Annotated in this window: 30 protein-coding genes and 1 tRNA gene; 18 read left to right on the plus strand and 13 right to left on the minus strand. The window is 65.6% G+C overall.

What is annotated here, in order from left to right:
- Positions 1-67 precede the first annotated feature (67 nt).
- From D6B98_RS41050 to D6B98_RS34520, 4 genes are all read left to right on the plus strand, one after another.
- Positions 68-178: an NAD-dependent epimerase/dehydratase family protein gene (locus D6B98_RS41050; RefSeq protein WP_245481517.1), complete on the plus strand. Its 111-nt coding sequence runs from the start codon at positions 68-70 to the stop codon at positions 176-178.
- Complete coding sequence (locus tag D6B98_RS34510; RefSeq protein ID WP_245481518.1) at positions 175-717, plus strand: Rossmann-fold NAD(P)-binding domain-containing protein; 543 nt, start codon at positions 175-177, stop codon at positions 715-717. The genes D6B98_RS41050 and D6B98_RS34510 overlap by 4 nt, the downstream gene beginning before the upstream one ends.
- A gap of 138 nt (positions 718-855) precedes the next feature.
- Positions 856-1,308 carry a VOC family protein gene (locus D6B98_RS34515; protein ID WP_126261459.1) on the plus strand — a complete coding sequence of 151 codons (453 nt, stop codon included), beginning with the start codon at positions 856-858 and terminating at the stop codon, positions 1,306-1,308.
- A gap of 289 nt (positions 1,309-1,597) precedes the next feature.
- Positions 1,598-2,236, plus strand: coding sequence for a glutathione S-transferase family protein (locus D6B98_RS34520; RefSeq protein ID WP_126261460.1), 639 nt, complete (start codon positions 1,598-1,600; stop codon positions 2,234-2,236).
- Positions 2,237-2,374: 138 nt separating this feature from the next.
- Here the strand turns inward: D6B98_RS34520 and D6B98_RS34525 are convergent, their stop codons facing one another.
- From D6B98_RS34525 to D6B98_RS34535, 3 genes are read right to left on the minus strand one after another with little or no spacing between them, the layout of a single operon-like run.
- Positions 2,375-2,542, minus strand: coding sequence for a hypothetical protein (locus tag D6B98_RS34525; RefSeq protein WP_126261461.1), 168 nt, complete (start codon positions 2,540-2,542; stop codon positions 2,375-2,377).
- A gap of 10 nt (positions 2,543-2,552) precedes the next feature.
- Entirely contained in the window at positions 2,553-2,801 is a 249-nt protein-coding gene (locus D6B98_RS34530) for a hypothetical protein (protein ID WP_126261462.1), read from the minus strand.
- A 57-nt stretch (positions 2,802-2,858) separates the two neighbouring features.
- Positions 2,859-3,113: a PilZ domain-containing protein gene (locus D6B98_RS34535; RefSeq protein ID WP_126261463.1), complete on the minus strand. Its 255-nt coding sequence runs from the start codon at positions 3,111-3,113 to the stop codon at positions 2,859-2,861.
- 226 nt (positions 3,114-3,339) lie between these two features.
- Here D6B98_RS34535 and D6B98_RS34540 point away from each other — a divergent pair.
- The 7 genes from D6B98_RS34540 to D6B98_RS34570 all read left to right on the plus strand — a co-directional run bounded on the left by D6B98_RS34540 (position 3,340) and on the right by D6B98_RS34570 (position 8,832).
- Positions 3,340-3,414 (plus strand) — tRNA-Glu (locus tag D6B98_RS34540).
- A 124-nt stretch (positions 3,415-3,538) separates the two neighbouring features.
- Positions 3,539-4,207, plus strand: a complete 669-nt coding sequence (locus tag D6B98_RS34545) for a hypothetical protein (RefSeq protein ID WP_245481519.1) — start codon at positions 3,539-3,541, stop codon at positions 4,205-4,207.
- A 207-nt stretch (positions 4,208-4,414) separates the two neighbouring features.
- Positions 4,415-5,041 carry a PilZ domain-containing protein gene (locus D6B98_RS34550; RefSeq protein ID WP_164719061.1) on the plus strand — a complete coding sequence of 209 codons (627 nt, stop codon included), beginning with the start codon at positions 4,415-4,417 and terminating at the stop codon, positions 5,039-5,041.
- A gap of 111 nt (positions 5,042-5,152) precedes the next feature.
- Positions 5,153-5,410: a hypothetical protein gene (locus D6B98_RS34555; RefSeq protein WP_126261465.1), complete on the plus strand. Its 258-nt coding sequence runs from the start codon at positions 5,153-5,155 to the stop codon at positions 5,408-5,410.
- 413 nt (positions 5,411-5,823) lie between these two features.
- Complete coding sequence (locus D6B98_RS34560; protein WP_126261521.1) at positions 5,824-6,864, plus strand: PrsW family glutamic-type intramembrane protease; 1,041 nt, start codon at positions 5,824-5,826, stop codon at positions 6,862-6,864.
- 69 nt (positions 6,865-6,933) lie between these two features.
- Positions 6,934-7,512, plus strand: coding sequence for an HdeD family acid-resistance protein (locus D6B98_RS34565; protein ID WP_126261522.1), 579 nt, complete (start codon positions 6,934-6,936; stop codon positions 7,510-7,512).
- A 234-nt stretch (positions 7,513-7,746) separates the two neighbouring features.
- Complete coding sequence (locus D6B98_RS34570) at positions 7,747-8,832, plus strand: 3-deoxy-7-phosphoheptulonate synthase (RefSeq protein WP_126261466.1); 1,086 nt, start codon at positions 7,747-7,749, stop codon at positions 8,830-8,832.
- Positions 8,833-8,891: 59 nt separating this feature from the next.
- On the opposite strand, the gene D6B98_RS34575 is transcribed toward D6B98_RS34570, so the two are convergent.
- The 3 genes from D6B98_RS34575 to epmA are packed head-to-tail and all read right to left on the minus strand — an operon-like array spanning position 8,892 to position 11,335.
- The gene (locus D6B98_RS34575) at positions 8,892-9,143 is read right to left on the minus strand and encodes a hypothetical protein (protein WP_126261467.1); all 252 of its coding nucleotides are present in this window, start codon (positions 9,141-9,143) and stop codon (positions 8,892-8,894) included.
- A gap of 36 nt (positions 9,144-9,179) precedes the next feature.
- Positions 9,180-10,274 carry a lysine-2,3-aminomutase-like protein gene (locus D6B98_RS34580; RefSeq protein WP_126261468.1) on the minus strand — a complete coding sequence of 365 codons (1,095 nt, stop codon included), beginning with the start codon at positions 10,272-10,274 and terminating at the stop codon, positions 9,180-9,182.
- On the minus strand, positions 10,271-11,335 hold the full coding sequence (epmA, locus tag D6B98_RS34585; protein WP_126261523.1) for an EF-P lysine aminoacylase EpmA: 1,065 nt from the start codon (positions 11,333-11,335) through the stop codon (positions 10,271-10,273). The genes D6B98_RS34580 and epmA overlap by 4 nt, the downstream gene beginning before the upstream one ends.
- A 162-nt stretch (positions 11,336-11,497) precedes the next feature.
- Here epmA and efp point away from each other — a divergent pair, with 162 nt between their 5' ends.
- The 3 genes from efp to D6B98_RS34600 all read left to right on the plus strand — a co-directional run bounded on the left by efp (position 11,498) and on the right by D6B98_RS34600 (position 14,786).
- Positions 11,498-12,064, plus strand: coding sequence for an elongation factor P (gene efp, locus D6B98_RS34590; protein ID WP_126261469.1), 567 nt, complete (start codon positions 11,498-11,500; stop codon positions 12,062-12,064).
- Positions 12,065-12,088: 24 nt separating this feature from the next.
- Complete coding sequence (locus D6B98_RS34595; protein ID WP_126261470.1) at positions 12,089-13,711, plus strand: M23 family peptidase; 1,623 nt, start codon at positions 12,089-12,091, stop codon at positions 13,709-13,711.
- Between the two features lie 82 nt (positions 13,712-13,793).
- Positions 13,794-14,786: a DUF808 domain-containing protein gene (locus D6B98_RS34600; RefSeq protein WP_126261471.1), complete on the plus strand. Its 993-nt coding sequence runs from the start codon at positions 13,794-13,796 to the stop codon at positions 14,784-14,786.
- Positions 14,787-14,810: 24 nt separating this feature from the next.
- On the opposite strand, the gene D6B98_RS34605 is transcribed toward D6B98_RS34600, so the two are convergent.
- Positions 14,811-15,314, minus strand: a complete 504-nt coding sequence (locus D6B98_RS34605) for a cupin domain-containing protein (protein ID WP_126261472.1) — start codon at positions 15,312-15,314, stop codon at positions 14,811-14,813.
- Positions 15,315-15,335: 21 nt separating this feature from the next.
- Complete coding sequence (locus D6B98_RS34610) at positions 15,336-15,815, minus strand: carboxymuconolactone decarboxylase family protein (RefSeq protein ID WP_126261473.1); 480 nt, start codon at positions 15,813-15,815, stop codon at positions 15,336-15,338.
- 54 nt (positions 15,816-15,869) lie between these two features.
- Between D6B98_RS34610 and D6B98_RS34615 the strand changes: the two genes are divergently transcribed.
- A complete protein-coding gene (locus D6B98_RS34615) occupies positions 15,870-16,394 on the plus strand; it encodes a MarR family winged helix-turn-helix transcriptional regulator (RefSeq protein ID WP_126261474.1) in 525 nt (174 codons plus the stop codon).
- Between the two features lie 40 nt (positions 16,395-16,434).
- Here D6B98_RS34615 and D6B98_RS34620 read toward each other — a convergent pair whose 3' ends face one another.
- Both D6B98_RS34620 and D6B98_RS34625 read right to left on the minus strand, forming a co-directional pair.
- A complete protein-coding gene (locus tag D6B98_RS34620) occupies positions 16,435-16,686 on the minus strand; it encodes a hypothetical protein (RefSeq protein WP_126261475.1) in 252 nt (83 codons plus the stop codon).
- A gap of 60 nt (positions 16,687-16,746) precedes the next feature.
- Positions 16,747-17,007 carry a hypothetical protein gene (locus D6B98_RS34625; protein ID WP_126261524.1) on the minus strand — a complete coding sequence of 87 codons (261 nt, stop codon included), beginning with the start codon at positions 17,005-17,007 and terminating at the stop codon, positions 16,747-16,749.
- Positions 17,008-17,152: 145 nt separating this feature from the next.
- Between D6B98_RS34625 and D6B98_RS34630 the strand changes: the two genes are divergently transcribed.
- Positions 17,153-18,382: a lytic murein transglycosylase gene (locus D6B98_RS34630; RefSeq protein WP_126261476.1), complete on the plus strand. Its 1,230-nt coding sequence runs from the start codon at positions 17,153-17,155 to the stop codon at positions 18,380-18,382.
- A 124-nt stretch (positions 18,383-18,506) separates the two neighbouring features.
- On the opposite strand, the gene D6B98_RS34635 is transcribed toward D6B98_RS34630, so the two are convergent.
- The 3 genes from D6B98_RS34635 to recJ all read right to left on the minus strand — a co-directional run bounded on the left by D6B98_RS34635 (position 18,507) and on the right by recJ (position 22,139).
- Positions 18,507-19,304 carry an aldolase gene (locus D6B98_RS34635; RefSeq protein WP_164719062.1) on the minus strand — a complete coding sequence of 266 codons (798 nt, stop codon included), beginning with the start codon at positions 19,302-19,304 and terminating at the stop codon, positions 18,507-18,509.
- Between the two features lie 96 nt (positions 19,305-19,400).
- The gene (locus D6B98_RS34640) at positions 19,401-20,210 is read right to left on the minus strand and encodes an SDR family NAD(P)-dependent oxidoreductase (protein ID WP_164719063.1); all 810 of its coding nucleotides are present in this window, start codon (positions 20,208-20,210) and stop codon (positions 19,401-19,403) included.
- Between the two features lie 87 nt (positions 20,211-20,297).
- Positions 20,298-22,139: a single-stranded-DNA-specific exonuclease RecJ gene (gene recJ / locus D6B98_RS34645; protein ID WP_126261479.1), complete on the minus strand. Its 1,842-nt coding sequence runs from the start codon at positions 22,137-22,139 to the stop codon at positions 20,298-20,300.
- A 278-nt stretch (positions 22,140-22,417) separates the two neighbouring features.
- On the opposite strand from recJ, the gene D6B98_RS34650 reads away from it, so the two are divergent.
- Positions 22,418-23,494, plus strand: a complete 1,077-nt coding sequence (locus tag D6B98_RS34650; protein ID WP_126261480.1) for a methyl-accepting chemotaxis protein — start codon at positions 22,418-22,420, stop codon at positions 23,492-23,494.
- Positions 23,495-23,862: 368 nt separating this feature from the next.
- On the plus strand, positions 23,863-24,606 hold the full coding sequence (locus D6B98_RS34655) for an SDR family oxidoreductase (RefSeq protein ID WP_126261481.1): 744 nt from the start codon (positions 23,863-23,865) through the stop codon (positions 24,604-24,606).
- Positions 24,607-24,611: the final 5 nt, after the last annotated feature.

The following is a 24,611-nucleotide window of genomic DNA, read 5'->3' on the forward strand; positions in this document are numbered from 1 at the left end:
CCCTCGGGCCTCACTCCCCCCGACTTTCAATAAGCGATCAGGCAATCAACGCACAACGGTGTCTTGAATGAAAACCGCACTTGTCTTCGGCGCAACCGGCTTCATTGGCTCGCATTTGCTGCGCGACCTGTTGGACAGTCCCGACTATTCGCGGGTTGTCGCAAGCCGCTGGCCGTGAGCCATCCGAAGCTCACGGTGCTGATCGGCGATCTCGCTTCCCTGCCCGCACTCAAGCCGCAATTGGTTGCGGACGAGATCTTCATCGCGCTGGGGACGACACGAAAGCACACGCCTGACGAGGCCGAGTACTACAAGATCGATCATGACTATCCGGTGTTGGCGGCCGAGATCGCCAGGGCGAACGGCGCGCGGTCGGTGTTTCTGGTCACGGCCGTTGGCGCCAACGCCGGCTCCGGCGTGTTCTATCTCAGGACCAAGGGCGAGGTGGAGCGGGACATTCTCTCGCTCGATTTCGAGCATACGCATATTTTCCGCCCCTCGATGATCCTCGGCGATCGCGACGAGGACCGCCCGCGTGAACGCCTGATCGTCGCGATATGGGGCGTGCTCAATCCGCTGCTCGTTGGCCCGGCCGACCGCTATCGCGGGCTCACCGGGAACGACATCGCGCACGCCATCGCCAAAGCCGCGCGGCATCAAACGGAGAAGGTGCGAATCTATCATTGGAAAGAGATGGCGGCACTGCTTCGAACGTGATGCAGTCCGAGCCGAACCGGCGCCCTTCACGCACATTTGCCGCGGTCCCCTGCCCCTCCTGCCCGTTTCCTGCTATTTCCTACTCTCGTCGTCCCGACCCAAGACAAAACCCTCCATCCGTTCCAGGGAGCAACAACCATGCGATACCTCCACACCATGCTGCGCGTGCGCAATCTCGATGTCGCGCTGAAGTTTTACCAGGATGCGCTGGGGTTGAAGGAGGTGCGGCGGATCGAGAACGACAAGGGGCGGTTCACGCTCGTCTTCCTGTGCTCGGCGGACGATCTCGAGGCGCTGAAGAAGCAGCCGCCGACGCGCGGCGCGCCGCTGGTCGAGCTCACCTACAATTGGGACGAGGAGACCTATGGCGAAGATCGCTTCTTCGGCCATCTCGCCTATGAGGTCGACGACATCTACGCAACCTGCGAGAAGCTGCAGAAGGCCGGGGTCACCATCAACCGGCCGCCGCGCGACGGCAACATGGCCTTCGTCCGCTCGCCGGACCTGCACTCGATCGAGCTGTTGCAGAAGGGCGACCCGAAGCCGCCGCAGGAGCCGTGGGCGTCGATGCCCAACACCGGCCACTGGTAGGCTCGCGGGACAGGAACAAGCGCTTAGCCCCGGCGTTCACCCTCCAGTGATGCGATTGGAGGAGGATGCGATGGCGAGAGGGCTGTTGCTGTGGATGATCGGCGTGCCGATCCCGGTGATCATTTTGTTGTGGCTGTTCTTCGGCCGCTGAGGGACAGGCTCAATTTTGCAATGAAAGCTCCGCCGCGTGCGGAGCTTTTTGCATGAGAGGCGCGCCGCAATCGCATCGCGCGCTTTGGGAAATTCGGCTATCACCCGCAACAAGCAAGGATGCCGTGGGAGAGGCCTAATGCCTGACAGCAAGCTGACGATCTGGGGCCGCGCCAATTCGGTCAACGTGCAGAAGGTGCTGTGGTGTCTGACCGAGCTCGATCTGCCCTATGAGCGCATCGATGCCGGCATGAGTCACGGCAGGACGCGCGAGGCCGAATATCTGGCGATGAATCCCAATGCGCGGATCCCGACGCTAGTCGAGGGCGACTTCGTGCTGTGGGAATCCAATTCGATCATGCGCTATCTTTGCCTCGCGCATGGACGTGGCACGCCGATCTATCCGGAGGCGCCGAAGCAGCGCGCCTCGGTCGACCGCTGGCTGGACTGGACGCTGTCGACGGTGCAGCCGGTCGACCGCCCGGTGTTCTGGGGCATCGTGCGCACGGCGCCCGCCGAGCGCGACATGATCCAGGTGCAGCGCGATGCCGACGCCGCCGCCGAGGTCTGGGCGATCGCCGACCGCCTGCTCTCCTCGCGCCGGTTCATGGAGGGCGAAGCATTCACGCTCGCCGACATCGCGCTCGGTTGTTATGCGCGGCGCTGGCTCGGCGTCGAGGGCATCAGCCGGCCGGCGCAGCCGCACCTGACGCGCTGGCTCGCCGAGCTCGGCAAGCGGCCCGGATTTGCACAACATGTCGCACCGCCGATGTCGTGAGCCGGCGGCGCCTAAGTTGCGGTGAGAGCGCGATGAATCCGCGTTTCGGCGCAAGCCTTCGCCGTCACCTCGGCGCTTGACGGCTACTGTGCATGGGGTTGTTTTCGCGTTTTTGTCTTGGGCCTGGTTTGTCTGGGCCTAGCGCCCGCCGCGCTCGACCAGCAGCACGCCGACGATCAGCACCAGGGTCACCACCGCGGTCGCCAGCCGCGCCGTCCAGCTCAGGCCGCGGCCGACCCACCACAGCAGCGCGCAGTACATCACGACGGGAACGATGAGGTCGAGGCGCAGCAGATCCGGTGACATCGATCGGCCTTTAGCGCCTGACGGTGGTGTCGACGCTGATCGCGCCGTCGATCTTCACGCAGGTTCCGGTGCCTTCGACCATGACGAAGTGCGGGCCATAGGAGGCGCAGGAGCTTCCTCGGGCCTTGCCGGCCGCGCCCTTCAGCGGCGCGGCGGTCGCGCCTGCCTGCGGCCGCTCGGCAGGCGGCAGACGCAGGGCCTCCGCTGCGGCAGCGGACGTGACGATCAACGAGATCAGAACGAGGAGCTTCGTGCGCATGGCGGCGTTCTAGCCCGGACCGGCGCAGCGCGCCATCGGGGCGGCCATACCCGGCGATCAGATGAACTTGATGCCGGCCGATTTGCCGCGGCGCCAGACCACCTGGCAGCTCCGCCCGGTGCGCGAATCGCGCGCGAAGGCGAGCCGGATCACGCCCGGGAGCTGGCTCGTGTCCTCGTCCAGCGTGATCTTGGCGCCGGAATCCGAGATGTCCTGGACCAGGCAATGCCGCGCGGCGAAGCCGCCGTCGAGCGTGATCCAGGCGTGCTTCGAGAGCAGCTTGCGGGCTGCTCGCTTTTTCGGCGGTGGCATTGGCGAGAGATCTCCCTCCCCAGCGCTACTCAGGGACCCCCTAACAAACCGTTGCAATCGCCTCCTGATCGTCCCCGGATCGGCGCTGTCCACCGGGGCCAAAAGACCGGCCCGACCGGCTTGCCCGGAGGCGGAAAGGCCACTATACGTTCGCCCGCTGCAAGCCGCCGGGCCCTGTTCGGCCGGCCAGCGGCCGTGCCGGGAACAACGGCAGGGCCCTGCGTTTGCTCCCTTCGTCTATCGGTTAGGACGCCACCCTTTCACGGTGGAGAGAGCGGTTCGATTCCGCTAGGGAGCGCCAGTGCGCAGGCGATGAACGCGCCGCATCGGCTGCCACGGCGACCGAACGGCAATTTCCGCTGCTTCCGCATGAACCTCCCCACCGCTCGCCACCGACCAATGTCGGTTGGAACCGGTCCTGGCCCATGGCGCAGCGCTACCCCGAGATTGAAGGTTTGCCCGGTGCGTCCGCACTGACGCCGGACCTTCCGCCATGGCTGGGCCATCCCCGCCCGCATCCATCGGACCTGCGTGCCAAGATGCTGGAGCACATGGCCCGCGCCGGATCGCGTCCGAAGGCCGATCTCGCGCCGGCCGCGCCGGTGCCGTCAGGCGGGATCGCTCTGGATCTCCTCAGCGATGTCGTCGGCCACGTCATCCTGTTCGGCGTCGTCGCCCTGCTCTTCCAGTCGCGCGTTCCTCTCTATTTGGGGGCGTTCATCTTCCTAACCGACGGCGGTCGCATCGAAAGCGCGCTGGCAGGGATCGGCATCCGCCTCGAGCCCGAAACGATCGGCGCAGACATCGTCAAGCGCTCCGCATTCTGGTTCGGATGGTTCGCGTTGCTGGCCGCCTTGAAAGGCTCCGTCCCCGCCTGGCTCGCGCCGTGGCTGCCGCCGGCGGACTCCTGGTCTTTCCTCGCCGGCATCGCCCTCCTGCTCGCCGTCGTCGAAGCATTCACGGCGCTCGCATTGCGGCGCGCGTTGTCGCAACTGGGATTGGAGATCAGCCCGAACGGCCTGACATGGACGACGATCCAGTTCGCCGTGGCCGTCGGCGCATTGGCCTTGCTGGTGCTGTTCGGATCTTCCTAGGCAGCGCGGTTGCTCCACCGCGCCCTCAATGACGAGGTTGTGAGAAAGCTTCCAGCAAAGCGGGTCCTTATGCCGCGCTTTTTCCTGCGTCGTCGAGGCGCGCATTTACCGGAAATTTACCCCCGCTTCTGAGCGCAGGTATCATTTACTTAGAATCTGAGCGCTACCGTGGAATTACGGAAACGATCCCAGACACGATTGGCGCGCATGTCCGTCACAGAGTTCCTCAGGCAACGAGCAGTGGACGTCGCCGTGAACGGCAGCTACTCGCTGCCGCGCTGGTACGATTGCGAGGGCAAGCTGCGCACCTTCGCTTGCCGCACCAAGCGCGTCTCACCCTTCCGCATGATCGTGGACGTGCCTGTCGTCGGCAAGGTCGGCGAGCGTCTCACGTCCTACTTCCAGGATTTCGGCGAATTCCAGTGCACCATCAGCGCGACGCTGAAGGCCGGCTTCCTGATGGAGCTGGACATGACGCGGGCACGGCGCGCCTGGATGTCGGAGAAGCTGACCTGGCTTGAGAAAAAGCAAAAGGACGACAGCATCCAGGAGCTGCGGCGTGATGCGCGCTTCGTTCCCCAGGTCTCGCACACCTTCCTGACGTTCGCCGACGGCAGCACCCATCCCTGTTTCATCATCGACGTCTCCACGGCCGGCGTCGCCATATCCTGCGAGTACGACCCGCCGGTGGGAACCGCGTTGGCCGTCGGCGCCTGCGTGGGGCGGGTCATCCGCAAGTTCGACAACGGCTTCGCGGTCAAGTTCGCCGAGAAGCAGGCGCGGGACGACGTGGTCCGCCTCGTTGCGCGCTCGCCGCTGCAGCAATCGGCTTGAGCCGTCCAGCCCCCGCATCGCCGCCCTATCGCCGCCCCATTGCGGGATCAATTTTTGACGGTCCGTGCCTCACGCCGGACGTCATTTGCGGACTCGCGATCGGGGGACCGGATGGCAGTCAACAACATCACAGTTGATAAGATTACCTGGGACAGGGTCGGCCGGGTCACCGTGCCCGGACGCTACATGTACACGTTCGGCTGGCTGACCATCACGGCCGGCGATCTGGAGATCTGGAAGCTCTACCCACAAGCCGCGTTCACGCTGCTGGCGCAGCCGGGTGATCCGGACACATCCCCGGGCGGCGAGTTCCATCTCGGCGCTTTCGACGTCGCCCCCGAAGCGCCGCCGCCGTTCACCACGCACTGACGGCGGCAAGCGCCGGCCGAGAGCTCGAACAGGGGCAGACGCGCCGGATCGCTTTCGCCGCCCTGCAGGAACTCAAACCGCAATTAGCGGGCCTGCCGGCTGTCCACCTCCGGCCTTGCCTTCGGCGCTCCACCGCGACAGATGGAGCAAGCTGGCCAGCGACTCAAAGAAACCTGCGCATATTATTGATCTGGCTTACCAACGTGCTCCGGTCTCGGAATACGCGGCCGTTGCCATGGCTGACGAACTGGTACTGTGATCCAATTGATTACGCTTGTATTCTCCAGCCGGCAGGCGACCGCAGATGAACGGGAGCTGTCGCGCGCGTTAAGTGAGCCGACAGCGAGCGCATGACACATGGTCGCATCGCTGAATGTAGATTAGCGAACCAAGGGAACCTATTTTCGGCGCCGATGTACCTGATCGAAGCGTTGCCCACCGTCATCGGAACTGCTGCCATCGCCCCGGCGCTGCTGATGCTGTGGCTCGTCATCGCCGCCGAAGAGCGACCCGGCCCGCCCGCTCAGGTCTGGACCGCGTTCCTGTTAGGTGCGGCCAGCATCTCGTTGCTGGGCCTCGCCCGAGCCCCCTTCGCCAAGATGGTCGCAGCCCCCGACGACCCCTGGGCGGCGCTGGCCATGCATTCGATCTTCGGCGTCGCGCTGCCCGAGGAGGCGGTCAAGGTGATCGCCATCGTTCTGATCTCCTCGACCAAGCGGCGGACCTTTGCCAATCCGATGGACACCGTGGTCTATGGCGCCGCGGTCGGCCTCGGCTTCGCTGCTTACGAGAACCTGGCTTATCTGGTTCAGCACGCCGAGATGTGGCGCTCGCTGGCCGCCTTGCGCAGCGTACTGACCGTGCCGTTCCACGGCGCGCTCGGCATCATCGCGGGCGCCTACCTGACGATCGCGCGCGCCGGCACGGCGCTGGGCGCGAACCGCCACCATCGCGACTGGGCGCGCCTCTCCAGCCGCCTCCTGATGCTCGCCGGCCCGCTCGCGCTGCATTCGGCATTCGACTTTCCGCTGCTGACCTTGCAACGGATGCCCGATCTCGACCCGACGCTGCGGATGTGGCTGGGCGCGGCCAGCCTGCTGGTCGGCTTCGGCTCGATCGCCTTCGCGATCCGCCTGGTCCGGCGCGTCGCCCGCCACCACGCCCCCCGGACCGATGTCGCGCGGGAGCGGCTCAGCCAACTCCGCCGGATGTGGGCGCTGCTGCTCGCCGGCGGCGGCGTCGGCTTTCTCGGCCTCGCCTTCGTGCTGACCTCGATCCATCACTGGCTGATCAATCCCGAGCGCAACCTGACGCTGGCCCTGATCCCGATCGGCTTCGTCTCGATCCTGCTCGGCCTCGCGCTTCTGATTGTCACAACCGCGATCTACATTCTCGGCCGCAACCGCATCCGTACCAGCGCGGAAGGTTTTTCGTCGGCGCCCGGCGGCGGTTGATCCACCGCATGGCGAGCGCGCCGCGCGCATACTAGATTGAGCACCGACCTTTCGATCTGGAGCCTGCCGATGACATCGCCCGAGGAGTTTTCGCGGCTGCAATCCGCCATGAACCAGACGGTCAAGGCGCATTGGAAGGCCTTCCTGTTCGAAGGCATCCTGCTCGCCATTCTGGGCGTCGCCGCGCTGATCCTGCCGCCGCTCGCGAGCCTTGCGATCGCGATCTTCCTCGGCTGGATGTTCCTGATCAGCGGCATCGGCGGGCTGATCGTGACCTATTGGGCGCGCAACACGCCCGGCTTCTGGTGGTCGCTGATCTCGGCTGCGCTCGCCGTGCTCACCGGCATCCTGCTGCTGGCCCGGCCGATCCAGGCCGTGCTGACGTTGACCATCGTGCTGGGCGCCTACTTCCTTGCCGAAGGCGTTGCCACCATCATGTACGCGCTGGAGCACCGCCGCGAGTTGAGCAGCCGCTGGTCGTGGCTGCTGATCTCGGGCCTCGTCGACATTGCGATCTCGTTCATGGTGATCACGGGGCTGCCGAGCTCCGCAGAATGGGCCATCGGCATCCTCGTCGGTATCAACCTGCTGTTCGGCGGCGCCAGCCTGATCGGCATGGCGCTGGCGACGCGCAACAGCAACACCTGACGCGCCCCGTCGCCTGCTGCGCCGATTGGGGGGTGACAACCCTCGAACGGCACGCTATATGGCCTGCCATGATCACCGTCGCCACCAGCTATTTTTGGTATTTTAGCTACGACAGCTCGCTGGCGGCAGGAGGATCGCGCTCAATCTGAAATATTGCAGCAAACGTCCGAACAAGCCGCCAGACCTGGCGGCTTTTTTATTGGCCGGCAGGTTCGAAACAAACAGGAGCCCGCCGTGCTGAGCACGACCGACGATCTTCGCATCCGCGAACTGAAAGAACTGAGCACCCCGGACGAGGTGATGCGGGAGGTCCCGCGCACGCTCACCGCTACCCGTGTGGTCATGGCCGCGCGCAATGCGATCCATGCCATCCTGAGCAGCCAGGACGACCGTCTTCTGGTCGTCGTCGGCCCCTGCTCGGTGCATGATCCCAGGGCCGCGCTCGATTACGCCGAGCGCCTCGCCAAGATGCGCGAAGACCTCGCCGATCAGCTCGAGATCGTGATGCGGGTCTACTTCGAGAAGCCGCGCACGACGGTCGGCTGGAAGGGCCTGATCAACGATCCCGACCTCGACGGCAGCTTCGACATCAACAAGGGCCTGCGGCTGGCGCGCAACGTGCTGTCGGCGGTGAACAATCTCGGCCTGCCCGCCGGCACAGAGTTTTTGGACATGACGACGCCGCAATACATCGCCGACCTCGTGTCATGGGCCGCGATCGGCGCGCGCACGACCGAGAGCCAGATCCATCGCGAGCTGGCGTCCGGGCTGTCGTGCCCGGTCGGCTTCAAGAACGGCACCGACGGCAATGTGCGGATCGCGGCAGATGCGGTGAAATCGGCATCGCATCCGCATCATTTCATGGCCGTCACCAAACTCGGCCGCTCGGCGATCGCCTCGACTGCCGGCAACGAGGATTGCCACATCATCCTGCGCGGCGGCAGCAATCCGAACTACGATGCGACAAGCGTTGCGGCGGCCTGCAACGAGCTGACCAAATCCGGCGTCGCGCCGCTGGTGATGGTCGATGCAAGCCACGCCAATTCGAGCAAGAAGCCGGAGAACCAGCCGCAGGTCGCGGCGGACATCGCCGGTCAGATCGCCGGCGGCGAGAACCGCATCATGGGCGTCATGATCGAGAGCAATCTCGTCGCCGGCCGCCAGGACGTGGTGCCGGGCAAGCCGCTCGTCTACGGCCAGAGCATCACCGACGGTTGCATCGACTGGCCGACCACAGCCACCGTGCTCGAGCAGCTCGCCGACGCGGTCGAGGTCCGCCGCAACAGCCGTCGCGCCGGTTTGCACGAGCGGTCGGCATAGCCCGTCACAATATCGCGGTCGCTCTCCTCACTTCTCCCCGACGGGGAGAGGTGAGCCCCTCAGCAGCCACGGCAGATGCTCTTGATCTTCTTGTCGAGTGCCTGGTTTTCCTTGCTGAGCGGATCGTTCGGATCGCTCACAGTCTTCTCGTTCGGCACGTCCGAGAGGCGCGGCTGGCGATGGCCCACGGGAGCCTGTGGCACAGATCCCGAGCTGGCGCCACCCGACGTCGATCCCTTGGGGCCGGTCTGCGCAATCGCCGCGCCGCCGAGCAAGGCCACAAGCGATGCTGCGAGCATGATCTTCTTCATATCCGATCCTCCATTCAAGCCGCCGCTTCCCACCGCTCAGGTCTCAGGCGGATAGAGATGAACGTCGCCGCAATAGTCGACGATACGATAGCTCTTTTTCGATTCCGCTTCACGTGCATCGGCTGCGGTATTTTGCTCTGCCAAGACATAATTAGGCCCCACGGGCGATTTGCCGGCGCCGCCGGGAATGTCGATGACATAGTCCGGCTGACACAGCCCTGACACCCGTCCGCGCAATTGCCGCATCAAGTCCTGCCCCTCGGCCAGCGTCGTGCGCAGATGCGCCGTGCCCGGCGCGAGATCGCCGTGATGCAGATAATAGGGCTTGATCCTGCATTCGACGAAAGCTCGCATCAAATCCGATAGAGCGGCGATGTTGTCATTGACCCCGCGCAAAAGCACGGACTGGCTCACCAGCGGAATGCCGGCCTCGACGAGCCGCGCGCAGGCGGCGCGCGCCGGCCCCGTCAATTCGCGCGCATGGTTGGCATGCACAGCCACCCAGGTGGTCGCGCCTTCGACCTTGAGCGCCGCAACCAACTCGTCGCTGATGCGGGCGGGCTCGGCCACAGGCACGCGGGTGTGAAGGCGGACGATCTTGACGTGATCGATGGCGGCGAGGTCGGCCATGACCTCGCCCATCCGCCGCGGCGACAGCATCAGGGGATCGCCGCCGGTCAGGATCACCTCCCAGATCTCGTGATGCGACCGGATGTAATCGATCGCCGCGCGGTAGGCACTGTCCGACAGCGCGCTCTCCTTGCCGGGCCCCACCATCTCGCGGCGGAAGCAGAAGCGGCAATAGACCGCGCAGACGTGAACGAGCTTGAACAGGACGCGATCGGGATAGCGATGCACGATGCCTGATACTGGCGAGTGCGGATGATCGCCGATCGGATCGGCGTTCTCGCCCGGCTGCATCTCCAGCTCCGCGGCGGTCGGAACGAACTGACGGGCGATGGGATCGTCGGGATCGGACGTGTCGATCAGTTCGACCAGCGCCGGCGTGATCGCGACCGCATAGCGCGCAGCCACGCGCTCGAGCGCGGGCAGCGCTGCGGCCGGAGCAAGATGCTCGGCCACAAGTTCCGCCGGCTCACGCAAGGTACGGGCAAGATTGGTCTTCGTCATGTCTCACTAGACGTTTCATTTGCTGGCGGTGTCCACACCACCTGGTCAATTCGCGATGCGCCGCTCGCCAGCATCACCAGCCGGTCGAAGCCGAGCGCGACGCCGCTCGCCTCCGGCATTGCGGCAACTGCGGCCAGAAAGTCCTCATCCAGCGGATAGGCTTCGCCGTAGCGGCGCTGCTTCTCCGTCATCGATTCCGTGAAGCGTTTGCGCTGCTCCTCGGCGTCGGTCAGTTCCCCAAATCCGTTGGCTAGCTCGACGCCGCACGCATAGACTTCAAAGCGCTCGGCCACCCTGGGATCGTCCGCCTTGACGCGCGCCAGCGCCGCCTCTGGAGATGGGTATTCGAACAAGATGGTCAAACGCCCCTGCCCCAGATGCGGCTCGACATGCTCGACCAGGACCTTGCTGAAGATGTCGGACCAGGTGTCGTCCTCTTCTATCCGAACCCTTCCGTCGGCCGCCGCCGCGAGCGCGGCACGGTTACCCTCGCTGCCCGAGATTGTCGACAGCAGGTCGATGCCAGCGAACCGCTCGAAGGCGCCCGCGACCGTCAGAAGCTCCGGCTCGGCAAAGGGATCGGCGGTCCGGCCGCGGAAGCAGAAGGTCCCGATCCCGGTCGCCTGTGCGGCCCGGGCGATGACCACCACGGTGTCGGCCATGATGGCGTCATAGGAGGCGCCTGCCCGATACCATTCCAGCATGGTGAATTCAGGCAGATGCAGGTCGCCGCGCTCGCGGTCACGGAACACCCGGGCGAGCTCGAAGATTTGCGTCTCGCCCGCCGCCAGCAGCTTCTTGCAGGCGAATTCGGGCGACGTCCGCAAGTAGCGGCTGGCGCGGCTGCCGTCCGGCCGCATCAGCTCGGTCCGGGGGGCGTGCAGATGGGTCTCATTGCCCGGGGAGACCTGGAGAATGGAGGTTTCGACTTCGACAAAGCCCTGCTCGGCGAAAAAGCCCCGTATTGCTCCGGTCATGGCCCCCCTTGCCCTGAGGAAGGGCCGCCGGTCGAGGTGGCGGTCGGGCGACCAGAACGGTGAGATCGGCTTGTCCCCAGCCATTAACCGACCGCCCCTGGCGTGAGCAAAACGCTGGCTTCTAACGGCAAAATCAGTATGTTGCGGCCCGAAACGGGCGCCGAGGTCCGATTTGAGGCCCCAAGTCCCCCATCGATTTGACCACGTCCTGGCCGGTGCCGGGCCAAGCAAGCAGGAAATATCACTTTGAGAGTCATCGCCAGTTCTATTCGCAAGGGCAACGTGATCGAGCAAGACGGCAAGCTTTATGTCGTCGTCAGCGCCGAGAACATCCATCCCGGCAAGGGCACCCCGGTCAGCCAGATCGAGATGCGCCGAATCTCGGACGGGGTAAAGATCTCCGAGCGCTACAAGACCACCGACCAGGTCGAAAAGGCCACCATCGAAGAGCGCAACTACACCTACCTGTATGAAGACGGCGACGGTTTCCACTTCATGAACCCGGAGACCTACGATCAGGTCCAGGTTCCCAAGGACGTCGTCGGCGATGCCGCCGCTTATCTCCAGGAGAGCATGACGGTCAAGCTGTCCATGCACGACACCAACCCGGTCTCGATCGCGCTGCCGCAGCGCGTGACGCTGGAAGTGGTCGAGACCGAGCCGGTGACCAAGGGCCAGACCGCATCGTCGTCCTACAAGCCCGCGGTGCTCTCCAATGGCGTGCGCACCACCGTGCCGCCGCACATCTCGGTCGGCACCCGCATCGTGGTGATGACCGAAGACGGCTCCTATTCCGAGCGCGCCAAGGACTGACGGGAACCAGAGCGGTCGCAACAGGTGGCGCCGGGGGGCGAGACAGTGGTTGGGAAGGGTTTCCGCTTCGTCTCGCAACTTCTGGCGTCGCTTTCGCTCTTCACGGCCTCTGCTCTCGCTGCGGATGAATTCCGCAGCCCCTCGCTCACGGCTCTGCGCGTCGACTGGCGCGCAGCGCTCGACCAGTTCCGCACCGAGATCAATAGCCGCCCCCGGGTCGCGGAGGATTTCGCCTTCGCACCTCGCCGTTCCGTGCCGCGCTACGATCCGCGCGCGACGCCCGCACTGGTGCAGCTCAACGCGGTCTCCTCGCGCTTCTTCACCGGCATCACCCGCAGCCCGGTGCCCGTGCTGCTGCCGTTCGACGCCGCCGCTTACCTCGATGGGCAACGCAGCGGCGCGCCGGCGACGCTCGCACTTTCACGCTACCAGGCGGACTTCAATCCCGTCGACATGTTCGATGCCGGCTCCGCCGGCTACAGCGCGACCTTCTCGCTGGAGCCCGGCGCCGGCGACGGCATGCCGGCCCGCGTGTTCGCTCGGCCTGTCGAAGTGCAGATCACGGGCTCGGCGCTCGTCTACGACATCGCCGATCCCGCGGGGGGCAAGGGCGAGCCGGTCAAGCCGCTCGCGACGCTCTATCCGGACCTGCGACGATTCATCCGCGAAGGCTATGTCCGCTACGCCTTCACCCGCTTCGGCGTCGCCTATGTGGTCTCGATCCAGTGCCTCGACAGCGTCGCCAAGCCGAGGCGGCTCGCCTGCAAGGAAGCCTATCCGGTCGCTGAGCGCTTCCTGAAGGCTCTGCGTGTCGCCGGCGGCCAACGCACGCGGCCGTTGACGGACATTGCCTCGAACGTGCTCGATCGTCCGGCGCAGCGTTCGCCGGACTTCACCTACCGGCCAAGCGGCGACATCATCCCGAACACCGGTTACCGCAAGCAGGGCGGCCATCCCGACGTGATGGTCTATGCCCAGATCCGCTTTCCTCTCGAAAAGGCACCCGCCTTCGTGCGCTCGCAATCCTACGGCAAGCGCGACAGGAGCGATGGTCCGACCGCCTATCCCTGGCGCGACAATTTCTGCGAGTCCCGCAGTTTCGAGGTGTGGCAATGTGCCGGCGGCTACGGCCACCAGGGCGAGGACATCCGGGCCGCGGACTGCCCGCCGCCCGGTGAAGGCCGCGAGCCCTGCGATCCCAAGCGGCGCGCCGTCGTCGCCGTGCGCGACGCGATCGTGATCCGCGGAGCCAAGGACCAGGCCGCGACGCTTCAGGTCAACAGCCGCACCGAGCACATCCGTTTCCGCTACATGCACATGAACCCGCATGCGATGAACGCCGACGGCGTGCTCAGCGGCCGCATCGTTACCGAAGGCGAGAAGATCGGTGTGATCTCGAACTATCTCGACCATCCCGCGGGAACGTCGCTGCACCTGCATTTCGACGCGCAGGTGTTCACACGGGACGGCTGGATCTGGGTCAGCCCCTACGTCACCTTGGTCTCCGCCTATGAACGCCTGATCCGCGCCCGCGGCCGCGAGATCGGCCCGGAGATTGCGGTCACGGCGCAGCCGGTCGCACACGCTTTGCCGGACGACGTGCTCAAGCCGGATCTGCGCGAAGGATCGAGCGGCGAGGACAACTGACGGCTTGCCCGCTCCGTGGCCGGGCAGTGCAGGAGCTGTTGTCGCGCACACCGCCGGCTCCAACGAACAAAGGACAGGGTTGATGAGTGTCGGACTGATCGGTCTTCTCGATGACATCGCAGCGATCGCGAAGGTGGCGGCGGCCTCGCTCGACGATATCGCGGGCCAGGCGGCCAAAGCGGGCGCGAAGGCCGCCGGCGTGGTCATCGACGACGCCGCCGTCACGCCGAATTACGTCATCGGTTTCGCCTCGAAACGCGAACTGCCGATCGTCGGCAAGATCGCGGTCGGATCGCTGCGCAACAAACTGCTGATCCTGCTGCCGGTAGCTCTGCTGCTTGGCTATTTCCTTCCTGCCGCCGTCACGCCGCTGCTCATGCTGGGCGGCGTCTTTCTCTGCTACGAGGGTGCCGAGAAGGTGCTCGAAGCCGTGATGCCGCATCACGCGCACCATCACGAAGCCCAGCTCGAGCCGATCGCGCCGGATGCAAGCTCGGTCGAGGACGAGAAGGTCGCGAGCGCCATCAAGACGGATTTCATCCTGTCGGCGGAGATCATGGCGATCACGCTGGCGGCGCTCCCCGTGGGCAGCATCTGGACACAGGCGCTGGTGCTGGCGCTGGTCGGTTTCGCCATCACGGTCGGGGTCTACGGCGTGGTCGCCCTGATCGTGAAGGCGGACGATGCCGGCCTGGCCCTTGCGCGTTACGACAGCGCCTCCTTCATTGGTGGCGCGATCCGCTTGCTCGGGCGCGCGCTCGTCCGCGGCATGCCCGCCTTCCTGGCGGTGCTGAGCACCATCGGCACCGCCGCCATGATCTGGGTCGGCGGCGGCATCATCCTGCACGGCATCGAAAAATACGGCCCGCCCGCGGTCGGCCAAACGGTCCATGCCGCGACCGAGGCTGCCGCGCATCTCCTTCCATCAGTTGCCGGTATCGTCGAATGGTCGGTCGAAGCCGCCATCTCGGGCGTGCTTGGGCTGATCATCGGTGCACTTGCGATTCCGGCCGTCGAATACGGACTCGCACCGGTCTGGAAACGGTTGAGGCGATCGCGGGATCGAGCCTCTTAGCCGCATCCGGACGATGCGCGCGAGCTAATCCAGGAATGTCGTGAGCTGCGCGCCCTCATCCGCCACGAACACCGCGATCAACTCCGCCGGCTCGGTCATGCTGGCATTGGCGGAGACCAGGTGCGTCGAGCCCGGCGGCTCGAAGAACGACTGGCCGACGCCGAACGTCTCGACCGGGCCGCCGCCGAGCTGGGAGCGGATCTCGCCCTTGGTGACGGTGGCCGTCACCGAGCCTGCGTGACGATGTGGCCGCGAAAATCCGCCGGGACCGTAGGAGACGCGCACGATGGTGACGCGCTTGCCCGGGACGTTGGGCAGCGCGTAGGAGCCGATCGGCTCGACCTTGTCGAGCGACGAGCCATCCGCAGCACTGGCGCAGAGCGGGGCCAGTGCGCCGGACACAGTGTCCATCGTCACAGGAAGCGCTTTGCCGATCGCCAGCGCGCAGGCGAGCCCCGCGACGACGGCGAACACCGTCGAACCTGACGGCGCCGGGCGTTGCGCGACGGAAAAGTTCATTGCTGTCATCGTGACCTCCCCGCGCGCCGATCAGGATGCCGCAGCATTCGCGGCCGCCGGCCGCGACGCCGGCGTCCAACGAAATGCGGCACCAAAACGGTTCCAGACGTTGATCGAGGCGACGGCCGAAGTCAGGTACATCAGCTCGCTCTCGGAGAATTCCCGGGCGGCTTCGGCGTAGACTTCCTCGCTGACGCCGTCCGGCAGCAAGGTCAACGCCTCGGCCCAGGCGAGCGCGGCACGCTCGCGCGGCGAGAAGATCGGCGCCTCGCGCCAGACCGCGACCAGATGAAGCTTGTCGACGGGAACGCCGATCCGCTCCGACAGCAGGACGTGGTGCTGTACGCAGAAGGCGCAGCCGTTGATCTGCGAGGCGCGCAGCTTGACGAGCTCGATCAGCTGCTTGTCCAGGCCGGCCTTGCCCGCGAGCTGCCCCAGCGCCAACACCGCATCAAAGACGTCGGGCGCGATCGTCTTGAAATCCTCGTATTCGCTGCGGGCATGGGACATTGCGGCTCACCTCGTCTTATTGTAAGTGTCCTTATATCTTATAAGAGCTCTGATATGTCGCGCAAGACGGCTGTCGCCGCAAGATCGAAAACTGCCCGCAAGGAACCTGCCGACGACGGCACGGTGCGCGTCCCCGCTCCCGGCGAAGGCAAGCGCGGCGAGCAAGGCTATCTCGGCTATCTGCTGCGCCAGGCTCATGCCGCGGTCCGGCTGACGATGGAGCGGGCCCTCGCCGATCTCGGCGTCACCTCGCCGCAATTCGCCGTGCTGACGATGCTGAAGGCCTATCCGGGTCTGTCAGGCGCCGACGTTGCCCGCCTCACCTTCCTAACGCCTCAGACCGTCGGGGTCATCATCCGCAATCTCGAACGTGACGGCGCGATCGCGATGACGCCCCATCCCGTTCACGGCCGCATCCAGCAATGGACGCTGACGCCGCGCGGCGCCACGCTTCTGAGAGCCTGCCGGGAGCGCGTGATCGAATTGGAGAAGCGCCTTGCTCGCGGCCTGGATATGAAGACGGAGACTGCAATCCGGCGCTGGCTCACCGGCATCGCGACCGAGCTACAAGAGGATTAGTCTGGACGGCTCCGTCCCGCCTTCTGCGACCCGCAGGACCCTACCCGCCCTTCAGCGCATCCTTGACCTCGCCGTCGGGCCAGGCCTCGCCTGCGGCGATCACCCGCACGCGGGTTCTATCGGCAGCATTGACCAACACATGCGAACTCACCTGGTCGCGGCTCGGCTCCAGGTGCAGCTCGGTTTCGGGCTTCCAGCTCAGCGTGGTCGCGAGATCGCCGGGAAAGATCTGCCATTGCGATCCGTCATCGAGTTCGACGACATGGCTCTCCGCATGGGTGCGTATCTTCATTCCAGCCCGACTTCCTGATGAACGGAAGTGGCCCCGGCACTCAGGCCGGGGCCTATTCCGTCAGTTGTTGTCGTGATGAATCACGGTCTTTTCGCGATTGCCGAATTCATCTTCCTTCTTGATCACCGTGGTGCGATCAGAGGGCTCGCGCTCCCTGATCACGGTGGTGCGGTCGCGATCGCGCTCCCGCTCGCGATATTCATGGGATTGACCGACCGTCACGCCGGCGCCGACCGGACCGACGTGAACGCCGACTTCGTCAGCGCACACGGGAGTCGCGATGGCGGTAATCATTGCGGCGGCAAACAGATATGTCCTCATATTCTTCTCCTCATATCGTGCGGAGGGAATGCGGGACTGCGACAGTTTGTTCCGGCGGAACAGGACCATGGGGCGACACCAAATCATGCAACGGCTGTTCCAGGAACCGACTCACACGGGCCATGTTTCCGGCTAGAATGTGCAGATGAAACACGCTGATTCCTCGCCCCATCAAACCCGCCGCGCACTTCTGAAATCCACGCTGGGCGCGGCCGCCGTGCTCGCGTTACCCGCGAGCGTTCACGCCGCGCCTCCGGGCTTCGAGGAATGGCGCGAGAGCTTTCGTGCACGTGCGCTGGCGAAGGGCATTTCCGCCGCGACCTGGCAACGCGTAATGGGACGGGTCGAACCCGACATGAGCGTGTTCAAGCAGATGCGCAGCCAGCCTGAATTCCACGAACAGGTCTGGCAATACATCAATCGCCGCGTCTCCGACTGGCGCATCATCAACGGCAAGATCGCGCTGAAGAACAATGAGGCGCTGCTTGGACGCATCGAGCGCGATTTCGGAGTCGAGCGCGGCACGCTGCTGGCGCTGTGGGGCGTCGAGTCCGCCTATGGCGATCCTCTGGTGCAGCAGAACCACATGACGCCGGTATTTCCCTCGCTCGCCGCGCTTGCCTGGAACGAGCCGCGCCGCAAGGCCTATTGGGAGACCGAGCTGATCAACGCGCTGCGCATCGTCGATAAGGGCTGGAGTACGCCCGAGGAGATGAAGGGCTCCTGGGCCGGCGCGATGGGGCATTCGCAATGGATGCCGGAAGTCTGGCTCAATGTCGGCATCGACTATGATCGCGACGGCAAGGTGTCGCCGTTCGGCAAGCCCGATGACGCGCTGGGATCGACCGCAAAATATCTCGTCAATCGCGGCAAATGGCATCGCGGCGAGCATTGGGGCTACGAGGTGCGTGCGGCCGGCAATATGAGCGGCAGCCGCAGCTACGCGGCCTGGCAGGCGGCCGGCGTCACCCGCGCCGACGGTGCGCCCTTCCCGCAGCCGAACGCATCCGCGCAGATGTGGACGCCGGTCGCGGGCGGGCCGACGTTCCTGCTGGGACCGAATTTCTACGCGGTGAAGAGTTACAATCCTTCGATGAACTATGCGCTGGCGATCTGCCATCTCGGCGACCGCTGCCTTGGCGCGCCGCCGTTCATTCAACCCTTCCCCGGCTCCGAGCGCGCCCTGACGCTCGCCGAAGTGCAGGAGATGCAGACGCGCCTGACCAAAGCCGGCTTCGACACCGGCGGCACCGACGGCCGCGTCGGCAACGACACCATGAAGGCGGTCAAGGATTTCCAGCAGCGCGCAAGAATCACGCCGGCGGACGGCTATGGCGGGCTGAAGGTGCTGGCGAAGCTGCGGCAGGGGTCGTAGGCCAAGACGCTCTCCATTCCGGGGCGCGCCACTTGGCGCGAGCCCGGAATCCATTTCACCGCGTCGCTTGCTGCACGATGGATTCCGGGCTCGCGCTTCGCGCGCCCCGGAATGACGGTCTGCCTCAATGCCGGTACTGCGGCTCCTCCGCATCCAGCTGACGCCGGATCGCGGCGAGATGCAGCCGTGCGGATTCGCTATCGCCCTCGCGCATCTGCCGGTAGGTCTCGGCCGCAACCGCGGGATCGACCGGCAGCACCTTCCGTCCCGTCGACATCGCAAGCACCTGCACTTCGGCAGCGCGTTCGAGGTAATAGAGGTCGTCCCAGGCCTCCGCGATGGTCGGGGCCAGCACCATCACGCCATGATGCTTCATGAAGACGATATCGGCATCGCCCACTGCCGAGGCGATACGCGCGCCTTCGCGGTTGTCGAGCGCGAGGCCGTTATAGTCGCGGTCCACGGCCGTCCGGCCATAGAATTTCAGCGCGGTCTGGCCGGCCCAGATCAGGGGCTCGCCCTCGGTCATCGAAAGCGCCGTGGCATAGGGCATGTGGGTATGGAACGCGACCTTGGCGCGCGGCAGCAGCCTGTGCATCTCGGCGTGGATGTAGAACGCGGTCGCCTCGGGCACGCCCTCGCCGTCAAGCACGTTGCCGTGGAAGTCGCAGATCAGGAGCTTGGACGCGGTCAATTCCCGAAAGGCGTAGCCGTAGGGGTTGACGAGGAACAGATCGTCATGACCAGGCACGACGGCCGAGAAGTGGTTGCAGATGCCTTCCTCAAAACCGTTGCGCGCCGCCATGCGGAAGCAGGCGGCCAGATCCTCGCGCGCGGTGCGGATCGCATCGGTCGCAAGGTCCGGCCGGTTCGAGCGGAATGGCGCGGGCGCGGGTGAGGAAGCGTGAAGGCTGTGCGCCATGGCGAAGGACACCTCTGTCGGTCGGGAGCTATTCGCGTTGTACAGCGGCCGCGCCTGCGCGTCAGCCCCTGCGCATGCCACCCTGCCCTGCGCGGCTCAGGCCCGCCGCGGCACGCCCCCGGCGTTCATGCCACCGTCGATCACGAGCTCGCTGCCGGTGACGTAACGCGAGGCATCGGAGGCCAGATACAGCACGCCGGAGGCGATCTCCGCGGCGTGCCCGGCGCGGCCGAGCGGAGTGGCGACCTTGGCCCGTTCCTCCGGATCGATCGGCGCGTTCTGGCCGGCGCCGGTCGCCCCGGTCGGGATCTTGCCCCAGATCGGCGTGTCGATGATGCCGGGATGAACCGAGTTGACGCGGATGCCGTCGCCGGCCGCCGCGCATTCCATGGCGATCGACTTGGCGAACAGCCGCACGCCACCCTTCGTCGCTGAATAGGCCGACAGGCCGGGCGCGCCGCGCAGGCCCGCCAGCGACGACATCATGACGATCGAGCCGCCGCCATGCTTGCGCATCAGGGGCAGGCAATGCTTGACCGAGAGAAAGACGCCGTCGAGATTGATCGCGTTCTGCTTGCGCCAGTCGGCGAGCGTCATGTCGACGATCGAGGGCACGGCGATGCCGATGCCGGCATTGGAGACCATGATATCGAGCCGGCCGTAGCGCTTGGCGATCTCAGCGACGACCTCGATCCAGCGCTCCTCGCTGGTGACGTCCTGCGCCAGGAAGATCGCCTTGCCGCCGGCCTTTGTCACGCGCTTGGCGAGCTCGGGCCCGCGCAGCTCATCGATGTCCGTGATGACGACAGTGGCGCCCTCGCGCGCGAACAGCTCGACGATGGCCTCGCCAATACCGGAGGCCCCGCCCGTCACCAGCGCGACCTTGCCCTCAACCTGCCCTGCCATGTTCACTCCCTTTTCTTGTTGTTTGAGACGTTATCTTTCACGCATGATCTTTTCGGAAAACCGCTTCACACTTTTCCGGATCATGCGTCATCTAATCACGGACGGCCCCTGGTCCGGTAGCGCGACGTCGACGACGCGGAATTGCACCCGCTCGGCGCCCTGATAGCGGTCGACCGAGAGCGAGCCGGCGACATGCAATTGCTGGCCGCGATTGGCGAGCAGCGCGTTGCCGAGCTTCTGGCCGACCGAGCGGAATGCGATGCCGTTGACGATGGCACCGTCGCCCGATTTGAAGCGCAGCCTCAGGTGAGCCTGGCCGACTTCGTCGGCAAAGACGAGCTGGTGTGCCGGCAGCGCCAGAACGGGTTCCGGATTGCCGCTGCCGAAAGGCCCGGCGCGGTTGAGCGTCGCCGCGAGCTCCGTCGTCACCGCGCGCGCGGAAACCGCGCCGTCGATATAGAGCTCGTTGACGTGGCGGGCCTCGGCGACATCCTGCGCCAATGCGTTCTCGAGATAGGCGCGGAATTCGGCGAGCTTCTCTTTCCGCAGCGTCACGCCCGCGGCCATCGCGTGCCCGCCGCCCTTGAGCAGGATGCCGTCGGCCACCGCCTGCCGCACCGCCTTGCCGAGATCGACGCCGGCGATCGAGCGGCCCGAGCCGGTACCGATGCCGCCGGGCTCCAGCGCGATGGCGAAGGCGGGCCGCGAGAACTTCTCCTTGAGGCGGGAGGCCACGAGGCCGACGACGCCGGGATGCCAGCCTTCGGAGGCCGTGATGATGACGCCGAGCTTGTCCTCCAGCCCGATCGAGGCCAGCGCCTCGGCCTCGGCCTGCGCTTCCGCGGCCTGCTCGATGACGCGGCGCTCGCTGTTGAGGCGGTCGAGCTCGGCCGCGATCCGCGCCGCCTCGACGCTGTCGCCCTCCAGCAACAGCCGCACGCCGAGATCGGCGCGACCGATGCGGCCCCCGGCATTGATGCGCGGGCCCAGCATGAAGCCGAGATGCCAGGCCTCCGGGGGCCCGTTGAGCCGGGCCACGTCCATCAGCGCGGTATGGCCGACATGATCGCGCCGGCGCATCGCGATTAGGCCCTTGGCGACGAAGGCGCGGTTGAGGCCGATCAGCGGCGCCACGTCCGCAACCGTGCCGAGCGCGACGTGATGCAGCATGCCGAGCAGATCCGGCTCGGGCATCTCCGCGCTCCAGAAGCCGCGCTGGCGCAGCTCGCGATTGACCGCCACCAACGTCACCAGCACGAGGCCGACGGCGGCGAGATGGCCAAGGCCCGAGAGATCGTCGAGCCGGTTCGGATTGACCAGCGCGTCAACCTCCGGCAGCTCCGTGCCGGCTTGGTGATGGTCGATCACAACCACGGACATGCCGAGGCGCTTGGCTTCGGCGAGCGGCTCGATGCTGGTGGTGCCGCAATCGACGGTGACGAGCAGCGTGGCACCCTTCGCGGCGAGCGCCCGCACCGCCTCGGTATTAGGGCCGTAGCCCTCGAAAATGCGGTCGGGAATGTGGATCAGCGGATCGAGCCCGCAATGGCGCAGGTGCCAGGTGAGCAGCGCCGCCGAGGTCGCGCCGTCGACGTCGTAGTCGCCGAAGATCGCGACCTTCTCGCCTTTCGCTGCGGCATCCGCGATCCGCTTCGCCGCGGCCTCCATTTCCGTCACGGTAAAGGGGTCCGGCATGAGCTTGCGGATGGTCGGATCGAGGAAGTCCTGGACTGCATCGATATCGACCCCGCGGCCGGCCAGCACCCGGGCCAGCAGCTCCGGGAGCTGGTGCTGCTGCACGATGGCAAGCGCCTTGGCCGCGCCGCGGGCATCCAGCCGGTCGCGCCAGAGCTTGTCGGTCAGCGAGCGCGCGACGCCGAGGAACGCCTGGGGCGCTTCGACAGGCAAGGCGGTGGCAGGCGGCGTCATGTATCGCAGTTGGTTTGAGGAAGCCGCAGCCGACGAGGTCGCGCCGGTCCGGCTTGCGGAACGATTGACCCGGAATCTCCGGGCATTTGCAATCTCCGCGGCGCACAAAGCGGTGGATTGCCGATTTGCTGCGCCGAGTGACTATCATTTGGGCAATCCGCCGAATAGCAAATTAAGCAGGCGTTAGGCGGAATCTTCGAAAAAGAATCGTATTCGATCTGTAATTTGTAGTTCCGGGTTCGTTGCAGATCAGACCTCATTGCCAAGGGATGCCCCCGATGTCTGCTGCGCTGGGTCTGAAGGCCAAGCCGATCGCCACCGAACCCGCTGAGGACGATTCCGACATTTCCGCGCTGATCAACCGCCTCACCGCGGAGGTCAACCAGATCGCGGTCGACAAGACCAAGTCGATCCAGCAGATCACAAACCAGATGAAGATGCTGGCGCTGAACGCGCTGATCGAGAGCTCGCGCGCCGGCGCGCAAGGCGCGGGCTTTGCCGTGGTGGCGCAGGAGGTGCGCGGCGTCGGCCAGCAGGTCGAGACCATCGCACGCGAGCTCGAGACACAGCTGACGAAGCGCACCGGCGACCTCGTCTCCTCGATCGAGCGGATGAGCCAGCGATCGCGCGGCGAGCGCATGATGGACCTGTCGCTGAACGCCATCGAGCTGATCGACCGCAATCTCTACGAACGCACCTGCGACGTGCGCTGGTGGGCGACCGATTCCGCCGTGGTCGATTGCGCGGCCTCCCCGAGCGCCGCGGCCGTCTCGCATGCCTCGCAGCGCCTGGGCGTGATCCTCGGGGCCTACACCGTCTATCTCGACCTGTGGCTCTGCGACCTCGACGGCAACGTCATCGCCAATGGCCGGGCCGACCGCTTCCGCGTCGTCGGCCAGAACGTCGCCCACACCAAATGGTTTCGCGAGGCGCACAGCTTGCGCTCCGGTGACGATTACGTCGCCGGCGACGTCGAGAACCAGCCGCTGCTCGGCAACGCGCAGGTGGCGACCTATTGCGCCAGCGTCCGCGCCGGCGGTCAGGCGAACGGCGCCCCGATCGGCGTGCTCGCCATCCATTTCGACTGGGAGCCGCAGGCCCGTGCCATCGTCCAAGGCGTGCGCGTCGGCGACAGCGACAAGGCGCGCGTGCTGCTGGTCGATTCGAATATGCGCGTGATCGCGGCGTCCGACGGCCAGGGCATCCTCAGCGAACGCATCTCGATCTCGCTGAACGGCCAGCGCTCCGGCTTCTATCACGACCGCAACGGTTCGCTGATCGCCTTCCATGCGACACCGGGCTACGAGACCTATCGCGGGCTCGGCTGGTACGGCGTGATCGTCTGCGGGGCGTGAGTTCGCAGGCCGATTCAAAAACGCGAAAACAACCCCATGCACAGTAGCCCCGGGGTTGTTTTCATTGGCGTTTTGCGCCCACCCCGAACGCCGCCTCCCCAAAGCTCTTTTGACACGTCGGGCAAAACGCCGGCCTTCATGGCGCGGCCATGACCATGCCTGCACGCCATTGTAAGAGGGGAATGATCCCCGACCGACCAGCTCACATCCCCTCGTGCGCGATTGAGCATTTTCCGGCGAGCCAGGCCGATTCCAGGCAAAAGCTCGCCGCATTGCTCGGGTAGATTCCGCGTCGCGTTGAGCGGCGGACCATGACTCGCTTCAGGCCCCCACCAAGCTCAGATTTGCCCCATGCTGAGGAGACTTTCATGAAGATTGTCGTGATCGGCGGAACCGGGTTGATCGGATCGAAGCTCGTGGCGCGGCTCAAGCAGCAAGGTCACGAGCCCGTGGCAGCTTCGCCGAAATCAGGCGTGAATGCCGTGACCGGCGACGGCCTCGCTGCGGCATTGGCAGGCGCGGATGTCGTCGTCGATGTTGCCAATGCGCCGTCCTGGGAGCCGGCCGCCGTGCTCGCATTCTTCGAGCGTTCAAGCAAAAATCTCGTCGCGACGGAGGCTGCCGCGGCCGTGAAGCATCACGTGGCCCTGTCGATTGTCGGAACCGAGCGGTCGCCCGACAACGCCTATTTCCGTGCCAAGCTCGCCCAGGAGACAATCATCAAGTCCTCGCCGGTCCCCTATTCGATCGTGCGCGCCACCCAGTTCTTCGAATTCCTCGGCGCCATTGCCGAAATGAGTGCGATTGACGGCAAGGTCGTCGTTCCGTCGGCCTTGTTTCAACCGATCGCTGCCGACGACGTCGCCGCTCGCCTCGCGGAGGTCGCAACGGGCAAGCCGCTCAACGGCACGATCGACATCGCAGGTCCCGAGAAGGCTCCCTTCAATGAATTCATCGCGCGGCGCCTGAAGGCATCCGGCGACACCAGACCGGTGGTCGGAGACCCGAAGGCGCCGTATTACGGCGGCCTCATCGACGACACGTCGCTGATCCCGCTCGGCGAGGCGCGCCTCGGGGCGACGTCGCTGGCTGTGTGGCTCGGGAACCTCTGAGAGCG

The organism is Bradyrhizobium sp. LVM 105 (assembly GCF_003957705.1).
GTDB classification, from domain to species: domain Bacteria; phylum Pseudomonadota; class Alphaproteobacteria; order Rhizobiales; family Xanthobacteraceae; genus Bradyrhizobium; species Bradyrhizobium frederickii.

Excerpts from the sequence above, each read along its gene's own strand:
- D6B98_RS41050 (WP_245481517.1), top strand. The coding sequence starts at position 68 with ATGAAAACCGCACTTGTCTTCGGCGCAACCGGCTTCATTGGCTCGCAT.
- D6B98_RS34515 (WP_126261459.1), top strand. The coding sequence starts at position 856 with ATGCGATACCTCCACACCATGCTGCGCGTGCGCAATCTCGATGTCGCG.
- D6B98_RS34520 (WP_126261460.1), top strand. The coding sequence starts at position 1,598 with ATGCCTGACAGCAAGCTGACGATCTGGGGCCGCGCCAATTCGGTCAAC.
- D6B98_RS34525 (WP_126261461.1), bottom strand. The coding sequence starts at position 2,542 with ATGTCACCGGATCTGCTGCGCCTCGACCTCATCGTTCCCGTCGTGATG.
- D6B98_RS34530 (WP_126261462.1), bottom strand. The coding sequence starts at position 2,801 with ATGCGCACGAAGCTCCTCGTTCTGATCTCGTTGATCGTCACGTCCGCT.
- D6B98_RS34535 (WP_126261463.1), bottom strand. The coding sequence starts at position 3,113 with ATGCCACCGCCGAAAAAGCGAGCAGCCCGCAAGCTGCTCTCGAAGCAC.
- D6B98_RS34545 (WP_245481519.1), top strand. The coding sequence starts at position 3,539 with ATGGCGCAGCGCTACCCCGAGATTGAAGGTTTGCCCGGTGCGTCCGCA.
- D6B98_RS34550 (WP_164719061.1), top strand. The coding sequence starts at position 4,415 with ATGTCCGTCACAGAGTTCCTCAGGCAACGAGCAGTGGACGTCGCCGTG.
- D6B98_RS34555 (WP_126261465.1), top strand. The coding sequence starts at position 5,153 with ATGGCAGTCAACAACATCACAGTTGATAAGATTACCTGGGACAGGGTC.
- D6B98_RS34560 (WP_126261521.1), top strand. The coding sequence starts at position 5,824 with ATGTACCTGATCGAAGCGTTGCCCACCGTCATCGGAACTGCTGCCATC.
- D6B98_RS34565 (WP_126261522.1), top strand. The coding sequence starts at position 6,934 with ATGACATCGCCCGAGGAGTTTTCGCGGCTGCAATCCGCCATGAACCAG.
- D6B98_RS34575 (WP_126261467.1), bottom strand. The coding sequence starts at position 9,143 with ATGAAGAAGATCATGCTCGCAGCATCGCTTGTGGCCTTGCTCGGCGGC.
- D6B98_RS34580 (WP_126261468.1), bottom strand. The coding sequence starts at position 10,274 with ATGACGAAGACCAATCTTGCCCGTACCTTGCGTGAGCCGGCGGAACTT.
- epmA (WP_126261523.1), bottom strand. The coding sequence starts at position 11,335 with ATGGCTGGGGACAAGCCGATCTCACCGTTCTGGTCGCCCGACCGCCAC.
- D6B98_RS34600 (WP_126261471.1), top strand. The coding sequence starts at position 13,794 with ATGAGTGTCGGACTGATCGGTCTTCTCGATGACATCGCAGCGATCGCG.
- D6B98_RS34605 (WP_126261472.1), bottom strand. The coding sequence starts at position 15,314 with ATGACAGCAATGAACTTTTCCGTCGCGCAACGCCCGGCGCCGTCAGGT.
- D6B98_RS34610 (WP_126261473.1), bottom strand. The coding sequence starts at position 15,815 with ATGTCCCATGCCCGCAGCGAATACGAGGATTTCAAGACGATCGCGCCC.
- D6B98_RS34615 (WP_126261474.1), top strand. The coding sequence starts at position 15,870 with ATGTCGCGCAAGACGGCTGTCGCCGCAAGATCGAAAACTGCCCGCAAG.
- D6B98_RS34620 (WP_126261475.1), bottom strand. The coding sequence starts at position 16,686 with ATGAAGATACGCACCCATGCGGAGAGCCATGTCGTCGAACTCGATGAC.
- D6B98_RS34625 (WP_126261524.1), bottom strand. The coding sequence starts at position 17,007 with ATGAGGACATATCTGTTTGCCGCCGCAATGATTACCGCCATCGCGACT.
- D6B98_RS34630 (WP_126261476.1), top strand. The coding sequence starts at position 17,153 with ATGAAACACGCTGATTCCTCGCCCCATCAAACCCGCCGCGCACTTCTG.
- D6B98_RS34635 (WP_164719062.1), bottom strand. The coding sequence starts at position 19,304 with ATGGCGCACAGCCTTCACGCTTCCTCACCCGCGCCCGCGCCATTCCGC.
- D6B98_RS34640 (WP_164719063.1), bottom strand. The coding sequence starts at position 20,210 with ATGGCAGGGCAGGTTGAGGGCAAGGTCGCGCTGGTGACGGGCGGGGCC.
- recJ (WP_126261479.1), bottom strand. The coding sequence starts at position 22,139 with ATGACGCCGCCTGCCACCGCCTTGCCTGTCGAAGCGCCCCAGGCGTTC.
- D6B98_RS34650 (WP_126261480.1), top strand. The coding sequence starts at position 22,418 with ATGTCTGCTGCGCTGGGTCTGAAGGCCAAGCCGATCGCCACCGAACCC.
- D6B98_RS34655 (WP_126261481.1), top strand. The coding sequence starts at position 23,863 with ATGAAGATTGTCGTGATCGGCGGAACCGGGTTGATCGGATCGAAGCTC.